This window comes from Nonomuraea sp. NPDC050153, assembly GCF_044460125.1.
Lineage (GTDB): Bacteria > Actinomycetota > Actinomycetes > Streptosporangiales > Streptosporangiaceae > Nonomuraea.
Genome location: NZ_JBITJQ010000005.1, coordinates 436,194 through 458,589 on the forward strand (window position 1 = coordinate 436,194; position 22,396 = coordinate 458,589).

Consider the following 22,396-nt stretch of genomic DNA (forward strand, 5'->3'; position numbering starts at 1 on the left):
ACCGTCGGGAACGGTCAATCCGTCGGGACCGTCCGGTAGCCGTTCCAGACGAAGCGGGCGGTCGTCACGGCGTCGTCCCCGTCGCCGGTGATGAGCTGGTGGACGGCGATCCCGTCGAGCTCGCGGTACTCGCACCACTCGTGGTCGGACGTGAGCACCAGGTCCAGACCCAGGTTCACCAGCAGGTCGAACACCTGCCCCCGGTTCGTCTTGTCCACCCCCACGAACACCTCGTCCAGCAGGATGAACCGAGGGCAGCCCGGATCGCTCTGGTAGTGCGCGGCCACGGCGGCGAACAGCGGCAGGTGCAGCGCGATCGCCTTCTCCCCTCCGGAGAGGGCTCCGTGCAGCTTCCTGGTGAGGTCCTGCCAGCCCTGCCCGTCGCCGCGGTCCAGCCTGACCACGAACCGGTGCCAGGCCGTGTAGTCAAGCACCTTCATGAGCTGGTCCTCCCAGCTCGCCGACGAGTTGTCGGCCCGCGCCTCCTCCACCCGGTCCCTGAAGAAGACGTAAAGGGCCTCCCTGTCGGCCTCGTCCAGTCCGGCCGGGTCACGCAGCAGCAGGTCGCGGGCGGCCCGGGTGCCGGGCGACTGGGTGGGATCGACCTGCCACACCAGCCGGACGGCCACCCGGGAGGCGGTGCGGACGCGTTCGAGGCGCTGGTTCATGCCCTCCACCAGCGCGGTCGCCTGCCTGATCCGGTCAGCGAGGTGCCGCCGCGTGTCACCGGCCAGCGTCCGGTCGAACAGGTCCCGCTCCGCCTCCGTGATGTCCGAGCGCCGCTCGTCGCGCTCCTTGCGCAGCGCCTCGCTGAGCGCGGCGGCCCCCGCCCGGACGCCGCTGACGGTGGCGGTCAGCAGCTGCACGTCCTCGTCGGGCGTCAGCTCCAGGTCCGCCCGGTCGGCGAGGATCTCCCTGGCGTGGTGGAAGGCGTCCTGCAGCCGCGCCTCGGCCTCCTTGACGTTCTTCTGCTCGTACGGCACCGCCGCGAGCTGCTCGGCCACGGCCTGCGCCGACACCAGCACGGCCCGCACCCCGGCGTCGCGCGCCAGCTCGACCGTCGCCCGCGCGTCCGCCGCCAGGTGCCCGGCCGTCAGGGCGCGGAACCGTTCGGACACCTCGTCCCGCACCCGCCCCGCCTCGGCGTGCTTCTCCTCGGCCGTGCCCAGCTCGCCCCTCAGCTCGCCGAGCCGGGCGTGCAGCCGGGCCAGGTCGTCGTTGACCGAGCGGATGAGGCGGCGGCAGGTCTGGTACGCGGCCTGCGTCTCCTGCAGCCGCTCCAGCACGCGCAGGTGCTCGACGCCGACCGTGGACTCGACGGCCGCGAGCTTCTCCGCCAGCGTGACGGCGCCCGCGGCGGCGTCCTCGGCGCGTTCGACGGCCCGGACGGCGAGGTCCTGGTACTCGCCCGCGGTCTCGGCGACGTGCTCGGCGCGCTCCGCGGCGGCGCGGGCGTCGGCGCGGCGGTCGTGCCAGGCGGTGCCGGCCGTCTCGGCGGTGCGCAGGGCCTCTTCGAGGTTGTCGAGCGCGGGCAGCGCGGTGGGCAGGGCGTGCCCGGCCGCCAGCTCGGTGAGCCGCCGCAGCGACCCGCCGACCTCCTTCTCCCGGTCGTGCAGGCGCTGCTCGTAGGCCCTGAGCTGGTCTTCGAGCAGCGCGACCTTCTTCACCGCCCCGTCGAGCGCGTCGAGGGCGTCGGCGTACCGCCGCCTGCCGGGCCTGCGCCGCAGCTCGGCGGCCAGGCTGTCGCGGTCGGCGTCGACCACGGCCAGCAGGTGGTCGCACTCGGCGACCGTCCCGGCGAGCTCGCCGAGCCGGTCGTCCAGCTCGGCGACGCGGCGGCGCCGGGCGCGCTCGCGGGCGGTGGCGCCGATGTAGGAGGGCTCGGGCTTGACCCAGCGGCCCGCGGCGGGGCCGAGCCGCCAGGTGCCGTCGGCGCCGACGACCGCCGGGTGGTCGACGCCGATCGCGCTGGGCGCGAACGCGATGCCCGCCAGCACCTTGTCGGCCTTCACCGGGGAGTCCGCCTCCGTGAGCAGCACGTGGGCCAGGCTGTAGCCGGGCGCGGGCTTGGCCAGCGCGGCCACGGCGAACGCGTCGTGCTCCCCCGCGTCGAACCCGCCGTCCGGGCGCAGCCACAGGTCCAGCAGGCCCGCCGCCTCCAGTGCCGCCTCCACGCCCGCCTGGGCGACGGGATCGAGGCCCGACCTGAACGCCACGGCCCGCCACAGCGGGGCGCCCGGCCGTCCCTGCCTGGCGGCCATGTCGCGGGCGTGCGTGGTGGGCGGGTCGAGGACGGCCCGGTCGTTGAGGCGCTCGCGTTCGCGGGTCAGCTCGGAGCGCTCGGCCAGCAGCTTGTCGCGCAGGCCGGTCAGGTGCTGCTCGCGGGCGGCCAGCTTGACGGCCGCCACCGTACGGGCGGCGCCGACCAGCTCGTCGGCCTGCTCGAACCGCTCCACCGCGCCCGCCGGCTCGTCCGCGTCGAGCTTGAGCTGCGCGCACCCGGCCGCCCATTCGGCCAGGGCGGCGGACAGGTTGGCGGCCCGCTCGTCGCGCAGGCGCTCGGCCTCGTCGTGGGCGGTCTGGGCGGTGGCGAGGTCGTCGCGGGCGCGGTCGCGGTCCTGCTCGGCGGCGGTGCGCCGGTTGATCGCCTCCTGGTGCTCGACGGCTCCGGCGCGCACCTCCCGGATCTGGGCGGCGCGGCTGGTGACGGCGGCCCGCAGCAGCTCCCGCGCCCGGTGCACGGCGTCCGCGCCGTCGGCGGCGTGCCCCGGCCCCGGGGACGCGCCTCCGTGATCGCCCTCCTCGCCCTCCTGGGGGGAGCCCGCCCGCTCGGACTCCTCGTGGGCGGCCAGGAGCCCGGCGCGTTCGGCGGCGTGGCGGGCCTCGGCCCTGGAACGTTCCGACAGGGCGGCGGCGGTGCGGGCGACGGCTTCGGCCCGCGCCGACAGCTCCTGCCTGGCGGCGGCGGAGCGGGCCGCCGCCCCCGCCTGGTCGCGCAGCCGGGCGGCCGTCTCGTGGGCGGCCTGGGCCTCTGTGCGGAGCCGGTGCAGCTCGGAACCCGCCCGGTAGGCCTCGCTCTCCTTGAGCCCGTCGATCTGCGCGGCCAGCGCCAACTCCTGCGCCTCCTCCTCCCCGAGCCGCACGGTCGTGGCGTTCAGCTCGCCCTCGGCCTCCTTGAGCGCCTCGCGCTTGGCCTTGGCCTCGGCCGCCAGCGAGTCGAGAGCCTGCCCCGCGGACGTCACCGCGGCCGCGGCGGCGCGCAGGACGCGCTGGGCGTAGCCGCGCTGGCGGCCGGCCAGCCGGTCGGCCTCCTCCACGTCGCGGTCGAGCAGGCGCAGCTCCTCGCGCTGCCGGTCGAGCCGCTCGAACCCCTCGGCGATCTCGTGGATCTCCCCCTCGCCGAGCGGCGGCAGGGCGCTCGACAGCAGGTCGGACAGCAGGCCGGGGTCGAGGCGTTCGGAGAGTTTGGGGGTGCGCAGCTGGCGCAGGGCGGTGAGGAGCGAGTCGTAGCGCTGCTCGTTGAGCGCCCGGTAGAGCGTCTGGCGCACCACGGAGCGGTAGGCGTCGGCGGACTCGTGGACCTTGCCCGAGCCGCCGAGCTCCTCGGCGAGCTGCGCCCTGGTCAGGGGCTGGCCGCCCTCGCCGGTGAGCCGGATGCCGTCGGGGGCGTCGACGCGGGCCTCGGTCGTGAAGTACGCGGCGGTGACGTTCTTGGTGTGGACGGTGGCCTGGAGCCGGGCGCCGCACGTGAACCAGCGCCCGTCGGCGTGCCGGAACTCCAGCCACACGTAGCCGACCCGGGTGGTGCCGGTGGCGCCGTCGCCCATGAGGTTCCAGTGCATGGTGCGCTCGGTGCCGCCGAACGTGGACAGCCTGCTCGGCTTGAGGCTGGCGTCGAGCACGTACGGGAGCAGCAGCTCCAGCACCTTGGACTTGCCGCTGCCGTTGGGCCCGCGCAGCAGCAGCCTGCCCCGGTGGAACTCGAACACCTCGTCGTAGTAGCGCCACACGTTGAGGATCCCCGCGCGTACGGGGACCCAGCGGGCGTCCATGCCCTGCGCGGCACGCGTGCCGGTGGTGAGGGCGGCGGTGAGCTCCGTGACTGTCATGAATCCTCCTGGACGGCCGTGCCGCGGTCGACCCGGTAGCGGGCCGCGGCAGGCAGAGCGGCGACCCGGTCACCCGTGCGGCGGGCCAGCCCGAACAGATCGAGCACCTCCAGCGCGTCGGCGGCCAGCCGCGGCCCGCCGCCGTCGGACTGGTACGCCTTGGCCCACTGCGGGAAGCGGCGCAGCAGCTCCGCGGCCTCGGCGTCGAGCCGGGCGGCCCGGACGGGGCCGGAGGAGACGAGCAGGTCGAGCATGAGCAGGGCGGCCACCTTGGCGTGGCTGCCGTCGTCGGGGAACTTGGCGTCCGTGGCGGTGGCGTCGGTGTCGATGAGCAGGAAGCCCTCGGCCCGTTCCTCCAGCACGAACCCGGCCTCCTCCGCCGCGCGGCGGATGATCTGGCGGCCGGTGAGCGAGGCGGCGTAGGCCGACTGCGCGGGGGTCAGCTCGTCGCGGTAGACGACGGGCTCGTCGAGGAGGCGGCGGATGAGGGAGTGCCTGGCCCACAGGTTGCGCTGGGTCTCGGTCGGCTCGTCGCCGCCGTACCGGGCCTCGGTGGTGAGCGTGCCGAGCACCTGCTCCATCGGGCCGTCGCCCTCGGCGGCGATGCGGGAGGGGGGCGCAGGGGCGGCGAGGAGCCTGATCACGCGGGTGGTGTCGACGCGGTAGAGCACCTTGGCGTGCTCGTCGCCGAGGTAGGAGTCGGTCACGCCGTCCATGGCCGTGATCGCGCCGTAGTGCTCCAGCTGTTTCAGCGCGTCCACGAACGCGGCCCGTTCCTCCCCTCTGACCGGGTCGAACGCGGGCACCCCGGCCTCCACGGCGGCGGCCTGGACGACACGGTGGGCGAGCATGCCGATCGTGGTGACCGGCGAGGTGAGCAGCTCGGCCGCGCAGAGGCAGAGCAGCGTGTAGCGGCGGCGGTCGAACGGGGCCCTCGTGGTGCGGCGGCGCCGGGCGGGCCGGGTGGCGCTCGCCTCGGATCTGACCTTGACGAGGCGGGCGTACCCCTGGCGCGGCTCCACGACCAGCCGCCAGCCGCAGAAGTAGTCGAACCACTGGATCAGCGGCTGCCGCCGCTTCCTGATCAGGTCGAAGGCGGCGGCGTCGTCGTGCAGGGACACCAGCGGCCTGCCGAGCAGGGTCCTGATCGCCCGCGCGATCTCCTCCTTCTCGGCCCTGACGAGCTGGTTGGCCAGGCTGCTCATGCGCCCGCCGCCCGCTCGCGGTAGCCGGCGGAGCCGCGTCCGCGCTCGTCGGGCGCCCTCCCGCGGGCGCCCTCCCGTTCCCGGCCGAGCCCCAGCGAGCGCACGTCGACGAGGTAGTCGGGCCCCCGGAACCAGCCCTCCGAGGTACGCAGCACCGCCACCGCCCCGTCGTCAGCGCCGTCGTCCGGGGCCCGCAGCACGATCTCCACCCGCCCGTCCGAGGTCACGGCCCGCCGGAACCCGGTCGAGTCGGGCGGCTCGGCCAGGGCCCTGCCGAGCAGGTCGAGCAGGCGCCCGAACGTGTCGTGGTCGAGCTCCCCCAGCTGCGACAGCCGCGTCGCCCCGGTGGTGGCCAGCGCGGACCAGGCGTCCTCCAGCTCGGCCCGCTCCTTCCCGGCCCGCTCCCGGCGCTCGGCCCGCAGGGCGACGACGTCGCGGACCTTGCCCGTGCGGCCCATCCGCTCGGTGCGCCCGCGCGAGCGCAGCAGCGCCGACACCTCCACGGGCTCGGCCTCCTGCCAGGGCACCCCGGCCGGGATCAGCTCCGCGTCGGCGTGCCCCAGGTGCGCGTGCCGGGCGGGCCCCAGCCCGAACGCCGCGTCCCACAGCCGGTGCGCGTCGTCCTCGCTCGGCGCGCCCGCGAACCAGCGGGCCAGCGTGCGGAAGTCGGCGGCGGCGCTGGAGGAGCGGCGGCGGGAGTCGGTGATCCGGTCGAGCACCTGCAGCAGCGACACGATGGCCCGCCGCGCCACGTCATGGAGCCGGCGGACCCGCGGCACCCCACCGCTCTCTGAGCCTTCCTCGCCGGGTGCGAACCACAGGCACAGGCTCTCCCACTTGGCCGCCCGGACCGCCAGCCACGGCGTGGCGTGATCCGCGCCCGGCACCTTCGGCAGGTCGGCCCCGTCGAGCGCCCGGGCGTGCAGCACGCCGACCCCGTGCCCGGCCACCTCGCGCAGGGCGGCGGCGACGGCGTCGCCGCGCTGCTCCAGATGGGTCACGAACTCCTGCAGGTAGGCCACGGTGGCCCCCTTGACCTCGTGGAACGTGGTGAGGTCGGTCCCCTCGACGCGCAGCAGCCGCTGCAGCTCGCCGTTGAACTGCCTGGTGTTGTCGCGCAGCCCGTCGAGGTGGCCTTCGAGCTCCCGCAGGCTCGCGAAGATCCGCCGGTTGCGCCCGGGATCCGGATCGCGCAGCAGCGACTCCAGCTCCCCCAGCCGGTCGGCGATCGCGTCGAGCACCGCGGTCTGCAGCGCGCCGGCCGAGGCCAGCATCGCCATGGCGTGCTGCACGCCGGCGAAGGCCGCCTCGCCCCGCCTGGTCAGCGAATACCGCAGGTTCTTGCGCTCGTACTCCTCGGCGGTGGCGAAGCTGCCGGCGTGGTTGAAGATGACGTCGAGCAGCCCCCACAGCGCGAGCTGCTTGAGCGTCGTGGTCAGCTCCTGCTCGCCGACCGGCGCGTACCAGCCCACCTCCCGCAGCCGCGCCCGCACCGCGTCCACGGTGAGCGCCGTCTCCAGCCGCTCGTTGGCCTCGCCGAAGGCGTAGAGGACCGCGGTGTTCAGGTCTGACCGGTCGGTGGCGGTGAACCGGAACATCTCCGGCGGCACCCGTGGCGGCTCAGCCATCGGCCCGCTCCCCTCGCCGCACGATTTCCACGCGCGCAACCGTAGCGGGAAGCCACCACGGCGCGGTCGCGGTTTGCGCGCAGATCACGAGGGTACGGCGCTGGCATGGGAACGGGAGCCGGGATGGCGGAGTTCGGTACGACACGTCCCCGCGCCTGACGCGGAATCGGCGCGATCCGGTGCCCGAGCGCTACCAAGCGATTACCCTGTGAAGGGCGGCGCATGGGCGAACCCAGGCTCGATCATGTCCTCGACTCCCCCGGTCACGGCTGACCGGCTGAAACGGGCGCTTGCAGACGATCTATTCCAGCGCATTTAAAGGACGTCGCAAGCTTTCACATTCACGTTTTATTCATGCGACGTCTAATCACCATCATTTCGCCCGCCATCGCAGGCTTGATCGCCGCGGCCGGTCTGTCCGGACCGGCGCGGGCGGCCGAGCCCGGCGGGCTCGACGCTTATTACGGTCAGCGGGTGGCGTGGTCCTCCTGCGGCAACGGATATGAATGCGGGAAATTGCGGGTCCCGCTCGACTATTCGAAGCCCGGCGGCAGGCAGATCAAGATCAGCATGATCCGGCTGCGGGCGACCGGAAAGAAGATCGGGTCGATCGTGCTCAACTTCGGCGGCCCGGGAATGTCCGGCGTCGATTCGCTGAAGGCCAGCAAGGCCATGGTTTCTCCTGCCCTCAGGCAGCGCTTCGACGTGGTCAGCTTCGATCCGCGCGGCGTGGGCGCGTCGGCGCCCGTGCGCTGCCTCGGCACGCTCGGCCTCGACGCGCTCTTCGCCACCGACCCGACGCCCGACAACCGCACCGAGGTCAAGCAGGCCAAGCAGTGGGCCAAGGCGTTCGCCGGGGCCTGCGCGAAGAACGCGGGCAAGCAACTCCTCGCGCACGTCGGCACCGGGGAGGCCGCCAGGGACATGGACGTGATGCGGGCCGCGCTGGGCGAGCGGCGGCTGACGTACCTCGGCTGGTCGTACGGCACCTACCTCGGCGCCAGGTACGCCGACCTGTTCCCCACAAGGATCCGCGCCATGGTGCTCGACGGCGCCGAGAACCCGGTCCAGACCGGCGCCGAGTTCGCCCGGTCGCAGGCCAAGGGCTTCCAGGTGGCCACCGAGTCGTTCCTGCGCGACTGCTTCAAGGCCAAGGACTGCCCGTTCAAGAAGCACTCCATCAGCGCGGCGTGGAAGAAGCTGAACGCGCTGTACAAGCGGGCCGACCGGGCGCCGCTGCGCAACATCTACGACGGCCGCCAGGTCAGCGAGGCCGTCGCGCGGACCGGCGTCATGAACGCCCTCTACTCCGTGGCCTACTGGCCGACGCTGCGGGTGGCGCTGGGCGAGGCGTTCAAGGGCGACGGCACGAAGCTGCTGCTGCTCGCCGACAACTACAACGGCCGGCGGGCCGACGGCAGCTACGACAACCGGTACGAGGCGCTCATGGCGATCAACTGCCTCGACCACCCCGAGTCGAGCTGCCCGTACTGGCCGGTCAAGGGCACCAGGTTCACCAAGAAGGTGCGGGCCCAGGGCTCGCCGCCGATCCTGGTGGTGGGCACGACCCGCGACCCGGCCACGCCGTACAGCCTGGCGCGGGCGCTGGCCTCCCAGCTGTCGAAGGGCGTGCTGCTGACGAACGACGCCGACGGGCACACCGCGTACAGCGGCGGTTCGAGCTGCGTGGAGAAGCAGATCGACCGGTACCTGATCACGGTCGTCCCGCCGCGCCCCGGCGCCTGCACGGCCCCGCACACTACTGGAGCCTGAATCCGCCGGCACCAGTCCCACACCACGGTGTGGGACTGGTGTCGTTCGGGTCAACCATGGCCGCGCCTGCGGGGCGGGCGGGCCGAGCCGGGAGAGATTGGCGGACGTAGCCGGAAAAGTCCCTCCCGAGGAGCCCATGGAGTCGCTGCTGGTCCTGCACGCGGTGGCGGCGGTGTGCGCTCCCTGGCTGGTCAGGCGCATGTCCCTGGCCGTGCTCGCCCTTCCCCCGGGCATCGCCTTCCTCGCCGCGCTGCTGTGGCTGCCACCGCGGGAGCACACGACCTGGGCGCCCGTGCTGGGGCTGGAGCTGGCCTTCCGCGCCGACGCACTGGCCGTGCTGATGATGTCGCTGGTCACCGGCGTGGGCACGCTGGTCATGATCTACAGCTCCCGCTACTTCGCCCGCGACGACGAGGGGCTCGGGCGCTACGGCTGCTTCATGACGGGCTTCGCCGGGTCGATGCTGGGGCTGGTGGCGGCCGACAACCTGCTCCTGCTGTACGTCTTCTGGGAGCTGACCACCGTCTTCTCCTACCTGCTCATCGGGTACGACCCCGCGAGCAGGCAGAGCAGGCAGGCCGCCATGAAGGCGCTGATGGTCACCACGTTCGGCGGCCTGGCCATGCTGGCGGGGTTCGTCCTGCTCGGGGAGGCGGCGGGCACGTACCGGATCTCGGACGTCGTCGCGCACCCGCCCCACGTGAACGCCGTCACCGTCGTCCTCATCCTCGCCGGCGCGCTGTCGAAGTCGGCGATCTTCCCGTTCAGCACGTGGCTGCCGGCCGCCATGGCCGCCCCCACCCCCGTCTCCGCCTACCTGCACGCGGCCGCCATGGTCAAGGCCGGGGTGTACCTGCTGGCCCGGCTCGGCCCCGCACTCGGGGACCTGACGGCCTGGCGGGCGGTGGCGGTGCCGCTCGGCCTGGTCACGATGGTGCTGGGCGGCTGGCGGGCGCTGCGCGAGACGGACCTCAAGCGGCTGCTGGCCTACGGCACGGTCAGCCAGCTCGGGCTCCTCACGGTGCTGTTCGGCTCGGGCGACGGGGGCGCGGCGCTGGCCGGCGCGGGCATGCTGCCGGCGCACGCGCTGTTCAAGGCCGCGCTGTTCCTGGTGGTGGGCATCGTCGATCACGCGGCGGGCACCCGCGACCTGCGCGAGCTGAGCGGGGTCGGCCGGGCGATGCCGTGGGTGTGCGCGGTCGCGGTGCTGGCGGGCGCCTCGATGGCGGGGCTGCCGCCGCTGGCGGGTTTCGTGGGCAAGGAGGCCGCGCTGGAGGCGGTCATGGGCACGCCGGTCGTCCTGGCGGGCGTGGTGGCCGGGTCGGCGTTGACGGCGGCGTACACGCTGCGGTTCCTGTGGGGCGCGTTCTGGGACAAGCCGGGCCCCGCTGATCACCGGGCCGATCACCCGGCCGACCCCCGGGCCGATCACCGGGCCGATCATCGGGCGCCGCGGCGGGTGCGTCGCATGCCTCCGGCCATGACCGGGCCTGCCGCGCTGCTGTCGGCGCTCGGGCTGGTCCTGGCGCCGTTCGCCGGGTGGTACGCCAGCACCTTGTCCGGATATATCGGGACTTATCGCGTCAAAGGGCCTGACGTCCATCTGGTGCTGTGGGGCGGCTTCACCCTGCCGCTCCTGCTGTCGGCGGTGTCGGTGACGGCCGGGGTGGTGCTGTTCCTGGCCAGAGAGCCCGTGGCCAGGGCCGGGGCGGCGCTGCACGTGGTCGACTCCGCGCAGCTCTTCTGGGCGCTCGTGCAGCGGCTCGACCGCTTCGCCATCCAGCTCACCGGCCTCATCCAGCGCGGATCCGTGCCCGACTACCTGACGCTCACCCTGCTGGCCGCGGTCGGCGTCGGCGTGTTCTCCCTCGCCTCCGGCGGCCCGCCCCACCTCGGCGTGCCCGTCGTCCTCTGGCAGAGCCCCGAGCAGCCCGGCGTCGCCGTCCTGACGGTGGCGGCGGCCGTGCTGGCCCTGTTCGCCCGCGCGTTCATCCTGCTGGCCCTGGTCATCGGCCTCACCGGGTACGGCACGGCGCTGCTGTTCCTCGCGCACGGCTCGCCCGACCTGGCCCTGACCCAGTTCCTGGCCGAGACGGTGAGCCTGGTCGTGTTCGCGCTGGTGCTGAGGAGGCTGCCGCTCGGCCCGGTCAGGGGGCGGCTGCCGTTCCCGTTCCGATTGGGGCTCGGGCTGGCCGTGGGCGTGCTGGTCGCCGGGGCGGGCATGCTGGCGATGGGCGCGCGGACCGCCGAGCCGGTCGGCGCGCTCCTGGGTCCGGCCGCCGAGCAGGCCGGCGCCCGCAACGTCGTCAGCGCCCTCATCGTCGACATCCGCGCCTGGGACACCATGGGCGAGAGCACGGTGCTGGTCGTGCTGACCCTGGGCGTGACGAGCCTGGTGTTCCTGCGGCGCAGGTCGTACCACATCGAGCCGGGCCCGATGCCGGCCGCCGAGCGCACCCGCTGGCTGTCGGCCACGCTGCCGCGCGGGCAGCGGGCGCTGGCGTTCGAGGTGGTGGCCCGGCTGACGTTCCACACGCTGCTGGTGCTCTCGGTGTTCCTGCTGTTCATCGGGCACAGCGCGGTCGGCGGCGGGTTCGCCGGCGGCATCGTGGCCGGAATGGCGATCACCGTGCGCTATCTCGCGGGCGGGCGGAATGAGCTGGCCGCCGCCGTACCGATGCACGCGGGCGTGCTCATGGGCGTCGGGCTCACGCTCTCGACGGGCACGGCGCTGGCCGGGCTGCTGTTCGGGCGGGCGGCCCTGGACCTGCTGTCCGTGGACGTCAGCGTGCCGCCGGTGGGGCACCTGCACGTGTCCACGGGGCTGCTGTTCGACCTCGGCGTGTACGTGTCCGTCGTCGGCATGGTCCAGGACGTCCTGCGCGGCCTCGGCGCCGAGCTGGACCGGCAGGAGGGCGCGTGACCGTCACCCTGCTGCCGTTCCTGGCCTGCTTCGCGCTGGTCGCCACCGGGGTCACGCTGCTGCTGGAGCGGAGCCTGGTACGGGTGCTGGCCGGCGTCATCCTCCTGGGCAACGGCGTCAACCTGCTGATCGTCACCGCGGGCGGCGACCCGGGCGGCCCGCCCTTCGTGGACGTCCGCGGGCGGGCCGATCCGCTGCCGCAGGCCATGGTGCTCACGGCGATCGTGATCACTCTGGGGGTGACGGCGTTCCTGCTCGCCCTGGTGCATCGATCGTGGCAGCTGTCCGGGAGCGACGAGGTCCAGGACGACACCGAGGACCGCCGGATCCGGCTGCGCGCCCGGCGCGGCGAGCTGAGCGACGCCGTGCGCGCCCGGCGGGACGCCTACCGGCGCCTGGTCATCGAGCAGCGCGCCGAGCTGGCCAAGCTCGCGGCCGAGCAGGCCGAGCGCGAGCGGCTGCAGGAGGCCGACCTGGAGCAGCGCATCGCCCGGGTGCACGACGAGCTGGGGCGGTGGATGCACGAGCGGCGGCTGGAGGGGCTGACGGAGGAGGAGGTCCACCGGCGCTTCGAGGAGGCGGGGCTGCGCGAGGAGGCGGGCCTGGGCGAGGACGCGGCCGCCCTGGACAACGCCGAGCGCATCGAGGAGCTGCGCGAGCAGCACACGCGCGGCCGGGAGGAGCAGGTGGCCAGGGAGCGGGTGCTGCGCAGGAAGCTCAAGGCGCGGCAGCGGGAGGCGCGCAGGCAGATGCGGGCGGCCATCCGGGAGGAGCGCGAGCGCCAGGCCCTCGCGCAGGACCCCGAGCTCGAAGGCGAGGACTGACCCCGGTGGAGCCGGCCCCGCTGGAGATGGCCTGGGTGGAGACGGCCTGGGTGGAGACGGCCTGGGTGGAGACGGCCTGGGTGGAGAGGCTGATCTGCGTGCCCGTGCTGCTGCCGCTGCTGGCCGCCGGCGTGAAGCTGGCGATCGGCGGGCGGCTGCGCCGGCTGCAGTCGCTCATCAGCCTGGTCACCCTCGCCGTCTCGGTCGTCGTCTCGGCGCTGCTGCTGGTCGCCGCCGACGCCCGCGGCCCGCTGGTCACCGAGCTGGGCGGCTGGCCGCCGCCCATCGGCATCTGCCTGGTGGCCGACCGGCTGTCCACGCTGGTGCTGCTGGTGTCGTCGGCGGTCACGTTCTGCGTCATGGTGTACTCGGTCGTCAGCGCCTACGCCTCGCAGGAGCACGACGCCCCCATGGCGATCTTCCATCCGGCGTTCCTGGTCATGGTGGCGGGCGTGGCGGACGCGTTCCTGTCGGGTGACCTGTTCAACCTGTACGTGGCGTTCGAGCTGCTGCTGGGCGGCTCGTACGTGCTGCTCACCTTCGGCGGCACCGAGTCCAGGATCCGGGCGGGCGCCACGTACACGCTGATGGCCCTGGCCTCGTCGATGTTGTTCCTGATCGCGCTGGGAGTCACGTACGCGGCGACGGGGACGCTGTCGATGGCCCAGCTCGCCGAGCGGTTCGCCAGGCTGCCCACGCAGGTGGCGCTGCTGGTGGAGCTGACGCTGCTGCTGGCGTTCGGCATCAAGGCGGCGATCTTCCCCATGTCGGCCTGGCTGCCGGACTCCTACCCCACGGCGCCCGCGCCGGCCACGGCCGTGTTCGCCGGGCTGCTGACCAAGGTCGGCGTCTACTCGATCGTGCGCCTGGAGGCGCTGCTGTTCCCGGGCGGGCCGGTCTCGACGCTGCTCATGTGGGTGGCGCTGGCCACGATGCTGACGGGTGTGCTGGGCGCGGTCGCGCAGACCGACCTCAAGCGGATGCTCTCGTTCACGCTGGTCAGCCACATCGGCTACATGGTGTTCGGCGTCGGCCTGTCCACGGTGGCCGGGCTGGCCGGGGCGATCTTCTACGTGGTGCACCACATCACCGTGCAGACGACCCTGTTCCTGGTGACCGGGCTGGTGGAGCGGCGCACCGGCACCACCTCGGTCAACGGGCTCGGCGGCCTGATGACGACCGCGCCGCTGCTCGCCGTGCTGTTCTTCGTGCCCGCCATGAACCTGTCGGGCATCCCGCCCATGTCCGGCTTCCTCGGCAAGCTGATGCTGGTGCAGGCGGGCCTGGCCGACGGCCGCCCGCTGCCCGTCGCCCTCGTGGCCGCCGGTCTGGTGACGAGCCTGCTCACCCTGTACGCCGTGGCCAAGACGTGGGGGAAGGCGTTCTGGCGCGGTCCGCGGGCCGTCCGGGTGGGCACGGTCGTGGAGAGCGAGGAGTACACCGGCGAGGAGCCCACCGTCACGACGGCGGCCGTCCCGGGGGCGCTGACGGCGGCGGTGGCGGCGCTGGTCGCGATCGGGCTGTCGTTCACGGTGCTGGCCGGCCCGCTGTCGGCGTTCACGCACCGGGCCGCCGCCGAGCTGATGGCCCGCGAGCCGTACGTCACGGCCGTCCTCGGGGGGCGGCCGTGACGCCGCGGCTGGCGCTGATCGCCTGGCTGGCGGTGGTGTGGGTGATGTTGTGGGGCGATCTGTCGCCCGGCAACGTGCTGGGCGGCCTGGCGGCCGGGCTCGTGGTGACGTGGCTGCTCCCGCTGCCCGTCCTCGACCCGGGCATCAGGATCCACCCGGTGGCGCTGGTGGGCTTCCTGCTCTGGTTCGGCCGGGACCTGGTGGTCTCGACCGTGCGGGTGGTGGTCTGGGTGGTGCGGCCCGGCGTGCCGCCCACCCAGATCGTCCGGGTACGGCTGCGTACGTCGTCGGAGTCCATGACCGTGATGATCATGATCGCGCTGTCGACCGTGCCCGGCACCCTCGTCGTGGAGGCCTACCCCGAGGAGCGCGAGCTGGTCCTGCACGTGCTGGGGCGTCCGGGTGACGTCACCGAGGCCGTGCGGGCGGATGTGGCCGGGCTGGAGTCGCGCGTCGTGGCGGCGTTCGGCACCCGGCGGGACCGGGAGGAGCTGCCGTGACCGTGGTGTACCTCGTGACGCTCGTGCTGCTCGGATGCGCGGCGGCGGCCACGCTCTACCGGGTGGCGCGCGGCCCCACGATGCTGGACCGGGCGGTCGCGGTCGACGTGATGACCTCGCTGGCCATGTGCGCCGTCGGGGCGTTCGCCGTGGTCCGGGACGACTATTCGGACCTGCCGATCCTGCTGGTGCTCTCGCTCCTGGGCTTCGTCGGGTCCGTGTCGCTGGCCCGCTTCTTCTCGGGGAGATCGCGGTGAGGTCATGGTGAGATCGCGGTGAGCCGGCTCGACGTGGCGGCGGCGGCCTGCCTGCTGCTGGGCGCGGTGCTGGCGCTGTCGGCCGGGGCCGGGCTCGTCCGGTTCCGCACCACGCTGGACCGCATGCACGCGGGCACCAAGCCGCAGGTGCTCGGCGTGCTGCTGGTGCTGGCGGCCATGTGGCTGCACCGGCCCACCTGGGCGAGCGCCGGGCCGCTGCTGCTGGCGGGCGTCTCCCAGGTGATCACCGTGTCGGTCGCGGCGTACACGGTGGCGCGGGGCGCCTACTCGCGCGAGCGCGCGGACGACGACACCGAGCTGCCGCCGGAGGACTGATCGTCCGAGCGGCTGATCGCCGCCTGGCCGTAGAAGTCGGAGCTCCGTACCAGGGTCTCCTTGCGCCCCTGCCGGAACAGCCGCCGCCGCCCGCCGCCGAGAGGCTTCTCCTTCCTCGCCGGGGCGCGTTAGAACATCGCCCGCAAGATCTTGGCCGGGGTGATGGGCAGATCGCGCACGCGATGGCCGATGGCGTGGTGCACGGCGTTGCCGACCGCGGCGGCGGTGCCGACGATGCCGATCTCGCCGATGCCCTTGCTGCCCATGGGGTTGAGGTCGCCGTCCTCCTCCTCCAGCCAGACCGCCTCGATCCGCTCCACGTCCGCGCAGGCGGGCACGTGGTACTGGGCCAGGTCGCGCCGGAGGAAACCGCCGAACTCCTCGTCGGTGTACGTCTCCTCCATCAGCGCCATCCCCATGCCCATCGTCATGCCCCCGATGAACTGCGACCTGGCCAGCTCGGCGTCCACGATGTGCCCCGCGGCGAACACGCCGAGCAGGCGCGACACCCGCACCTCGCCCGTCACGGAGTTGACCCGCACCTCGGCGAACTGGGCGCCGAAGGCGTGCCTGGCCAGCTCCGCGTCCCGCGCGACCTCCTCGGCGGTGTCGGCGCGGCCCACCGTGCCGTTCACCTTGAGGTGCTCGCAGGCGCGTACGATCGCCGAGCCCCACGAGGCCGTGCCCATGGAGCCGCCCGCGAGCGGGGCGTCCGGCAGGTCGCTGTCGCCCAGCTCGACGTGCACCCGGTCGGGCGCGACGCCCAGCGCCTCGGCCGCGATCCTGGCCAGCGCGGTACGCGCGCCCGTGCCGATGTCGGCGGCGGCCATCTGGACGAGGAAGTCGCCCTCCCGCATGGAGACGACGGCCTTCGACGGCCAGCGCCTGGACGGGTAGGTGGAGGCGGCCACGCCGGTGCCGATCAGCCACTCCCCTTCCCGGCGGCGTCCGGGCTCGGGGTCGCGCCGGTCCCAGTCGAAGCGGCGGGCGCCCTCGCGCAGGCAGGCGACCAGGTTGCGGGAGCTGAACGGCAGGCCGCTGTCCGGCTCGGTCTCCGGCTCGTTGACGACGCGCAGCTCGATCGGGTCGACGCCGGCGGCGCAGGCCAGCTCGTCCATGGCGGACTCCAGCGCGTACATGCCGGGGCACTCGCCCGGAGCGCGCATCCACGACGGGGTGGCGACGTCCAGCCGGACGAGCCGGTGGGCCGTGCGCAGCGCGGGCGTGGCGTACATGACGCGGGCCGGGATCGCGGTCTGCTCGGCGAACTCCACCAGCGTCGAGCTCTGCTCGCAGGCCACGTGCTCCAGCGCCGTGAGCCGGCCGTCCGCGTCCGCGCCGAGCCGCAGCCGCTGGATCGTGGGCGTGCGGTAGCCGGTGACGTCGAACATCTGCTGCCTGGTCAGCACGATCTTGACAGGCCTGCCGACGGCCCTGGCCGCCAGGGCGGCCAGCACGGCCTGCGGCCTCGACGTGCCCTTCGCGCCGAATCCGCCGCCGACGTGCCGGGCCACCACCCGCACCTGCTCGCCGGGCAGGCCCAGGGTCTTGGCGATGAGGTCGCGGCTGGCGGAGGTGCCCTGCGTGGTGTCGTACACCAGCAGCCTGCCCTCGCCGTCCCACAGCGCCAGGGCGGCGTGCGGTTCCATCGGGTTGTTGTGCTGGACGGGCGTCGTGTAGGTCACGTCGATCACGGTCTCGGCCGCGTTGAGCCCGGCCTCGACGTCGCCCTTCACGGTGTCGCACGGGTAGTCGGGGTTGACGGTCTCCGGCCGGTACAGATTGGGGTGGTCGGAGCGCAGGGCCACGTCGTGGATGTCCTGCTCGTACTCCACGACGATCGCGTCGGCGGCGGCGCGGGCGTTCTCGTAGGTGTCGGCCACGGCGGCGGCCACGAGCTGGCCCCGGTAGGCGACGTCCCGGCTCTGGAAGAGCGCCAGCTCGCCCTCGGCGGCCGGGCCCAGCCGGGGCGGGTCCTGGGTGGACAGCACGGCCAGCACCCCTGGCATGGCGAGCGCGTCACGGGCGTCGATGCGCCTGATGCGGCCCTTGGCGATCCGCGACTGCACGGGACAGGCGTACGTGACGCCCTCGACCGGGTATTCGGCGGCGTACGTGGCCAGCCCGGCGACCTTGACGCGGCCCTCGACGCGGTTCACGGCGCCAGCTCCTCAAGGGTGCGGACGATCAGGTTGCGGGCCAGCGGCACCTTGAAGCCGTTGCGCGGGAGCGGGCGGGCCCGCTCCAGCTCGGCCTCGGCGGCGGTGCGGAACGCCTCCGCCGTCGCGGGGCCGCCCACCAGGACCTGCTCGGCGCGCTCGGCCCGCCAGGGCGCGTGGGCCACGCCGCCGAGCGCGATGCGGCAGCCGGTCACGGAGCCGTCGCGGACCTCGAGCACGGCGGCGATGGACACGAGGGCGAAGGCGAACGACGCCCGCTCGCGTACCTTGCGGTAGAGCGAGGCGCCTGGCGGCGGCGCGGGCAGCTCCACGGCCGTGATCAGGTCGCCCGGCTCCAGCACGGTGTCCCGCTCGGGCGCGTCGCCCGGCAGCCGGTGCAGCCCCGGCATCGGGATGACCTTGTCACCCCCCTGACCGGTGACGTGCACCTCGGCCTCCAGAGCGGCCAGCGCGACCGCCATGTCCGACGGGTGGGTGGCCACGCACGCGTGCGTGGTGCCGAGGATCGCCAGGTTCGTGTGGTCGCCCTCGATGGCCGGGCAGCCCGAGCCGGGCTGCCGCTTGTTGCACGGCCGGGTGACGTCCTGGAAGTAGGGGCAGCGGGTGCGCTGCAGCAGGTTGCCGGCCACCGTGGCCATGTTGCGCACCTGGCCGGAGGCGCCGGACAGCACCGCCCGCGCCAGCATCGGGTAGCGGGAGCGCACGAGGGGGTCGGCCGCCAGGTCGCTGTTGCGGACTGCGGCGCCGATGCGCACCCGGTCGCCGGCCTGCTCGATGGTGTCGAGCGGCAGCCTGCCGACGTCCACCAGGCGGTCCGGCTCGGCCACGCCCAGCCGCATGAGGTCCACCAGGTTGGTGCCGCCGCCCAGGTACATGGCGCCCGGCCCGAACCGGCGCACCGCGTCGGCCGCGCTGCCCGCCCGGGCGTACTCGAAGAGCTTCACGGCGCGACCTCGGCGATGGCGCCGACGATGTTGACGTAGGCGCCGCACCGGCACAGGTTGCCGCTCATGCGCTCCCTGATCTCCTCCGGTGTCAGGCCGGGATCGTCGCGGAGATCGCCGGTGACCGCGCTCGGGCCCGTCTCCCTCAGCATCCCCACCGCCGAGCAGAGCTGTCCCGGCGTGCAGTAGCCGCACTGGAAGGCGTCGTGCTCGATGAACGCGGCCTGCAGCGGGTGCAGATCGTCACCCTCGGCCAGCCCCTCGACGGTGACGATCTCCGAGCCGTCCATCGCCACCGCCAGGGCCAGGCAGGAGTTGGCCCGCCGCCCGTCGATCAGGACCGTGCAGGCCCCGCACTGCCCGTGGTCGCAGCCCTTCTTGGCGCCGATCAGGCCCAGCCGTTCGCGCAGCAGGTCGAGCAGCGACATCCGAGGGTCCACGTGCACAGAGCGTGACACGCCGTTCACCTTCAGGGTGATGTCCATGGCGCACGACTACCCGACCTCCCGAAGAGCCAATCTCTGAGGTGGGTAAAGCGCGGCCCGCCCCATGGTGTCCGTTTTGTCGCTGTGATGGGGGGTAGCCGAGCGGGCATGGGGGTGTCGATCGACGAGCAGGTGACGGAGTCGGCGGCGATACTGACCGTCAACGCCGGCTCGTCGAGCTTCCGCCTGGACATGGTGGAGGGCGGCTGCGTGCTGGACAGCGTGCGCACCGAGCGCGCCCTGGACCCCGGCTCGGCCAGGGAGGAGCTGTCGGCGTTCCTCGGCGGGCACTTCGGGCGCGGCATCCGCGCCGTGGCGCACCGCCTCGTGCACGGCGGTGATCTCGTCCGCGCCCCCGCCGTGGCCGACGACGAGACGGCCGAGGCGCTGCGCGCCCTGACGAGCCTGGCGCCGCTGCACCTGCCGCCCGCGCTGGCCCTGCTGGACGCGGCCCGCGCGGAGCTGCCCGCCCTGCCGCACGTGCTCTGCCCGGACACCGCTTTCCACGCCGGTCTGCCGGAGGAGGCCGCGGTCTACCCGCTGCCGCTGTCCTGGCGGGAGCGGTACGGGCTGCGCCGCTACGGCTTCCACGGCCTGTCGTACGCGTGGGCGGCCGACAGGGTGGCCGAGCTGCTCGGCCGCCCGCCGGCGGAGCTGGACCTCGTGCTGACGCATCTGGGCGGCGGATGCTCGGTGTGCGCGGTGTCGGGCGGGCGCAGCCTGGACACCTCGATGGGCTTCACCCCGCTGGAGGGGGTGCCCATGAGCAGGCGCTCGGGCAGCGTGGATCCCGGGATGCTGATGTGGCTGCTGGCCTCGGGGCGTCTCACGGTGGCGGAGCTGAGCGAGGGGCTGGAGCGCCGCTCCGGCCTGCTCGGGCTGTCGGGCGGCTTCTCGGGGGACACCCGCGAGCTGGTGGCCGCCGCCCGGGAGGGCGACTCGGCCGCGGAGCTGGCGCTGGACGTGTTCAGCCACCGGGTGAGCAGGGAGATCGCCGCCGCGGCCACCTCTCTGGGGCGGATCGACGCGCTGGTGTTCACCGGGGAGATCGGCTGGGACCAGCCCGAGGTGCGCGAGGCCGTCTGCGCCCGCCTCGGGCTGCTCGGCATCGAGCCTCCCGCGCTCGGCAACCGCCACGACGACGGGCCGGTCAGCGCGTACGACGCGGCGGTTCCGGTCATGGTGGTGCAGGTGCGCGAGGAGTTGCAGCTGGCCCGGGAATGCCTGCGCGTGCTCGCGGAAGAAGACGAATGACGCTCCCGCGCATGTGACGCTTTGTCGGTGACGGGTGGTTGGATCTCTGGTGTGGAGGCGTCGGTCGAGCAGCTCGTCTACGTCCGGGAGGACGAATACACCGTCGCGCGCATGAGCGCCGACGGCGAGCCCGATTTCGTGGCCACTGGGCGGGCGCTCGCGGGGGCGCAGCCGGGCGAGACGCTGCGGCTCTTCGGCGAGTGGGGCCGGCATCCCCGCCACGGGCGGCGCTTCGCGGTCAGCGGGTGCGAGCGGATCGTGCCCTCGTCGGTCCGGGCCATCCGGATCTACCTGGGATCGGGGCTGATCAGGGGCATCGGGCCGCGGCTGGCGTACGCGATCGTCGACCACTTCGGCGAGGCCACGCTCAAGGTGATCGACAGCGAGCCCGGGCGGCTCACCGAGGTCGTCAACATCGGGCCGCTGCGGCAGGGGCAGATCGTCCAGGCGTGGCAGGAGCAGAAGGCGATCGCCGCGCTGATGGTGACGCTGCAGGGGCTCGGGGTCAGCCCGCTGCTGGCGGCCAAGATCTACCAGGTGTTCGGGCAGGACGCCGACGAGGTCCTGGCCACGGACCCCTATCGGCTGATCGGGCGGGTGCGGGGGATCGCGTTCCGCATCGCCGACAAGATCGCGCTGCAGTCGGGGGTGCCCGAGCGCAGCCCGCAGCGGGTCAAGGCGGCGCTGCTCGACCGGCTGGAGGCGGCGGGCAGCCGCGACGGCCACTGCTTCGTGCCGGTGCCCGCGCTGGTGCGGGAGACGGCGGAGCTGATCGAGCAGGACCAGGACCTGGTGCACCCGATGATCGACGCGCTCGTGGCCGACCGCCGGGTGGTCGTGGAGGCCGCCCCCGACCGGCCGGGCGTGGCGGTGGCGTACGCCAAGCACGTGCACAGCAGGGAGGCGGCGCTGACCGAGCAGCTCACCCGGCTCATGCGGGCCCGCTCGACGCTCCCCCTGCGCTCCTTCCGCGACGACCCGGGGCTGCACGAGGACCAGCAGGCGGCCGTCAACATGGCCCTGACCAGCACCGTCTCCGTCATCACGGGCGGCCCCGGGTGCGGCAAGAGCCACACGGTCAAGGCCGTCGCGACCACGGTCCGGGCGGCGGGCGGCACGGTGACGCTCACCGCGCCCACGGGGAAGGCGGCCAAGCGCCTGTCGGAGCTGACCGGGCTGCCGGCGATGACCGTGCACCGGATGCTCGCCCGGCAGCCCGATCCCGACCCGGAGACGCTGTTCGACGAGACGCCGTCGCAGGCCGACCTGATCGTGGTCGACGAGGCGTCCATGCTCGACCTCCACCTGGCCACCCGGCTGACCGCAGCCGTGCCGTCCGGGAGCCACCTGCTGCTCATCGGCGACAGCGACCAGCTGCCCAGCATCGGGCCCGGCGACGTGCTCGCCGACCTGCTGCGGGTCGAGGCGGTCCCGAGGGTTCAGCTCACCCACGTCTTCCGGCAGGCGGGCGGCAGCGGCATCATCGACGCCGCCCACCGCATCCGCGCCGGCCGGCTCCCGGTCAGGACGGCCGGGGGCGGGTTCTGGTTCGAGGAGCTCGACGACCCGGCCCAGGTGGCGCGGCGGGTGGCCCACCTGGCGATGGTGGCGATCCCGCGCAAGCAGAACGTCGAGCCCGGCCAGGTGCAGGTGCTGTGCCCGATGCGCAAGGGCGAGACGGGCGCCACGGCGCTCGGGCGGCTGATCCAGGACCAGCTCAACCCGGCCGCCGACGACAAGCCCGAGCACTGGTCGGGCCCGTCGGTGTTCCGGGTGGGCGATCGGGTCATGCCGATCCGCAACAACTACGACAAGGGCGTCTTCAACGGGGAGACCGGCACGGTGACGGCGGTCGTGCCGGAGGAGCGCACGATCGAGATCCGCACCGACGACGGCGAGAGCGTGCGCTACGGCTTCGACGAGCTCGACGACCTGACCCACGCCTACGCGATCAGCGTGCACCGCTCGCAGGGCAGCGAATACCCGTTCGTGGTGGCGCCCATCGTGGCCGAGTCGGGCGGGGTCATGCTCCGCCGCAAGCTCCTCTACACGCTGGTGACCAGGGCGAAGGCGTGGGTGGTGCTGGTGGGCCAGCGGGAGGCGCTGGAGCTGGCGGTCCACCGGATCGGCCACCGGCGCAACACCGGCCTGGCCCGCCGGCTAGCCCTCGCCCTGGACGGCTAGCCTCTCGGCGGTCCCCCGGAGCTCGGGCGGGACAGCGAGATGGCCAGAAGCTCGGCCAGGTGGCGGGCCTGGCGGCCAACTTTGCGGGGCGTCGCAGGCGGGCTGCGACATCCGGGGGCCGATCACGCCGAAACCCGCTTGACGGGCGCGGGATCATTGCGGT

At 73.7% G+C, this 22,396-nt stretch carries 15 protein-coding genes; 9 read left to right on the forward strand and 6 right to left on the reverse strand.

The annotated features are described in order from the left end of the window. Window positions 1–14: 14 nt before the first annotated feature. The 3 genes from ACIBQ1_RS16825 to ACIBQ1_RS16835 are packed head-to-tail and all read right to left on the reverse strand — an operon-like array spanning window position 15 to window position 6,942. Window positions 15–4,109 carry a TIGR02680 family protein gene (locus ACIBQ1_RS16825; RefSeq protein ID WP_397278355.1) on the reverse strand — a complete coding sequence of 1,365 codons (4,095 nt, stop codon included), beginning with the start codon at window positions 4,107–4,109 and terminating at the stop codon, window positions 15–17. Continuing rightward, on the reverse strand, window positions 4,106–5,314 hold the full coding sequence (locus tag ACIBQ1_RS16830) for a TIGR02678 family protein (RefSeq protein ID WP_397278357.1): 1,209 nt from the start codon (window positions 5,312–5,314) through the stop codon (window positions 4,106–4,108). Before ACIBQ1_RS16830 ends, ACIBQ1_RS16825 begins: the two co-directional genes overlap by 4 nt. Next, the gene (locus ACIBQ1_RS16835) at window positions 5,311–6,942 is read right to left on the reverse strand and encodes a TIGR02677 family protein (RefSeq protein WP_397278358.1); all 1,632 of its coding nucleotides are present in this window, start codon (window positions 6,940–6,942) and stop codon (window positions 5,311–5,313) included. The genes ACIBQ1_RS16830 and ACIBQ1_RS16835 overlap by 4 nt, the downstream gene beginning before the upstream one ends. A gap of 354 nt (window positions 6,943–7,296) precedes the next feature. On the opposite strand from ACIBQ1_RS16835, the gene ACIBQ1_RS16840 reads away from it, so the two are divergent. The 7 genes from ACIBQ1_RS16840 (at window position 7,297) to ACIBQ1_RS16870 (ending at window position 15,186) form a co-directional block, all read left to right on the forward strand. Continuing rightward, complete coding sequence (locus tag ACIBQ1_RS16840; RefSeq protein WP_397278360.1) at window positions 7,297–8,715, forward strand: alpha/beta hydrolase; 1,419 nt, start codon at window positions 7,297–7,299, stop codon at window positions 8,713–8,715. A gap of 136 nt (window positions 8,716–8,851) precedes the next feature. Then, window positions 8,852–11,638 carry a Na+/H+ antiporter subunit A gene (locus tag ACIBQ1_RS16845; protein WP_397278362.1) on the forward strand — a complete coding sequence of 929 codons (2,787 nt, stop codon included), beginning with the start codon at window positions 8,852–8,854 and terminating at the stop codon, window positions 11,636–11,638. Beyond that, window positions 11,635–12,462, forward strand: a complete 828-nt coding sequence (locus ACIBQ1_RS16850; RefSeq protein ID WP_397278363.1) for a Na(+)/H(+) antiporter subunit C — start codon at window positions 11,635–11,637, stop codon at window positions 12,460–12,462. Before ACIBQ1_RS16845 ends, ACIBQ1_RS16850 begins: the two co-directional genes overlap by 4 nt. 26 nt (window positions 12,463–12,488) lie before the next feature. Next, a complete protein-coding gene (locus ACIBQ1_RS16855) occupies window positions 12,489–14,093 on the forward strand; it encodes a Na+/H+ antiporter subunit D (RefSeq protein ID WP_397278441.1) in 1,605 nt (534 codons plus the stop codon). Then, the gene (locus ACIBQ1_RS16860) at window positions 14,090–14,593 is read left to right on the forward strand and encodes a Na+/H+ antiporter subunit E (RefSeq protein ID WP_397278365.1); all 504 of its coding nucleotides are present in this window, start codon (window positions 14,090–14,092) and stop codon (window positions 14,591–14,593) included. Before ACIBQ1_RS16855 ends, ACIBQ1_RS16860 begins: the two co-directional genes overlap by 4 nt. Next, window positions 14,590–14,850 carry a monovalent cation/H+ antiporter complex subunit F gene (locus tag ACIBQ1_RS16865; RefSeq protein WP_397278367.1) on the forward strand — a complete coding sequence of 87 codons (261 nt, stop codon included), beginning with the start codon at window positions 14,590–14,592 and terminating at the stop codon, window positions 14,848–14,850. Before ACIBQ1_RS16860 ends, ACIBQ1_RS16865 begins: the two co-directional genes overlap by 4 nt. An 18-nt stretch (window positions 14,851–14,868) precedes the next feature. Beyond that, a complete protein-coding gene (locus tag ACIBQ1_RS16870; RefSeq protein WP_397278369.1) occupies window positions 14,869–15,186 on the forward strand; it encodes a cation:proton antiporter in 318 nt (105 codons plus the stop codon). A gap of 128 nt (window positions 15,187–15,314) precedes the next feature. Here ACIBQ1_RS16870 and ACIBQ1_RS16875 read toward each other — a convergent pair whose 3' ends face one another. Genes ACIBQ1_RS16875 through ACIBQ1_RS16885 form a run of 3 tightly spaced genes read right to left on the reverse strand, consistent with a single transcriptional unit; the run spans window position 15,315 to window position 18,795 of the window. After that, window positions 15,315–17,345, reverse strand: coding sequence for a xanthine dehydrogenase family protein molybdopterin-binding subunit (locus tag ACIBQ1_RS16875; protein ID WP_397278370.1), 2,031 nt, complete (start codon window positions 17,343–17,345; stop codon window positions 15,315–15,317). Beyond that, window positions 17,342–18,310, reverse strand: coding sequence for an FAD binding domain-containing protein (locus ACIBQ1_RS16880; RefSeq protein ID WP_397278372.1), 969 nt, complete (start codon window positions 18,308–18,310; stop codon window positions 17,342–17,344). Before ACIBQ1_RS16880 ends, ACIBQ1_RS16875 begins: the two co-directional genes overlap by 4 nt. Further along, complete coding sequence (locus ACIBQ1_RS16885) at window positions 18,307–18,795, reverse strand: (2Fe-2S)-binding protein (RefSeq protein ID WP_397278374.1); 489 nt, start codon at window positions 18,793–18,795, stop codon at window positions 18,307–18,309. The genes ACIBQ1_RS16880 and ACIBQ1_RS16885 overlap by 4 nt, the downstream gene beginning before the upstream one ends. Window positions 18,796–18,882: 87 nt before the next feature. On the opposite strand from ACIBQ1_RS16885, the gene ACIBQ1_RS16890 reads away from it, so the two are divergent. Further along, entirely contained in the window at window positions 18,883–20,049 is a 1,167-nt protein-coding gene (locus tag ACIBQ1_RS16890) for an acetate/propionate family kinase (RefSeq protein ID WP_397278375.1), read from the forward strand. A gap of 51 nt (window positions 20,050–20,100) precedes the next feature. Continuing rightward, entirely contained in the window at window positions 20,101–22,233 is a 2,133-nt protein-coding gene (locus tag ACIBQ1_RS16895; RefSeq protein WP_397278377.1) for an ATP-dependent RecD-like DNA helicase, read from the forward strand. Window positions 22,234–22,396 lie beyond the last annotated feature (163 nt).

Excerpts from the sequence above, each read along its gene's own strand:
- ACIBQ1_RS16840 (WP_397278360.1), top strand. The coding sequence starts at position 7,297 with ATGCGACGTCTAATCACCATCATTTCGCCCGCCATCGCAGGCTTGATC.
- ACIBQ1_RS16825 (WP_397278355.1), bottom strand. The coding sequence starts at position 4,109 with ATGACAGTCACGGAGCTCACCGCCGCCCTCACCACCGGCACGCGTGCC.
- ACIBQ1_RS16835 (WP_397278358.1), bottom strand. The coding sequence starts at position 6,942 with ATGGCTGAGCCGCCACGGGTGCCGCCGGAGATGTTCCGGTTCACCGCC.
- ACIBQ1_RS16890 (WP_397278375.1), top strand. The coding sequence starts at position 18,883 with ATGGGGGGTAGCCGAGCGGGCATGGGGGTGTCGATCGACGAGCAGGTG.
- ACIBQ1_RS16855 (WP_397278441.1), top strand. The coding sequence starts at position 12,489 with ATGGCCTGGGTGGAGACGGCCTGGGTGGAGACGGCCTGGGTGGAGACG.
- ACIBQ1_RS16885 (WP_397278374.1), bottom strand. The coding sequence starts at position 18,795 with ATGGACATCACCCTGAAGGTGAACGGCGTGTCACGCTCTGTGCACGTG.
- ACIBQ1_RS16845 (WP_397278362.1), top strand. The coding sequence starts at position 8,852 with ATGGAGTCGCTGCTGGTCCTGCACGCGGTGGCGGCGGTGTGCGCTCCC.
- ACIBQ1_RS16830 (WP_397278357.1), bottom strand. The coding sequence starts at position 5,314 with ATGAGCAGCCTGGCCAACCAGCTCGTCAGGGCCGAGAAGGAGGAGATC.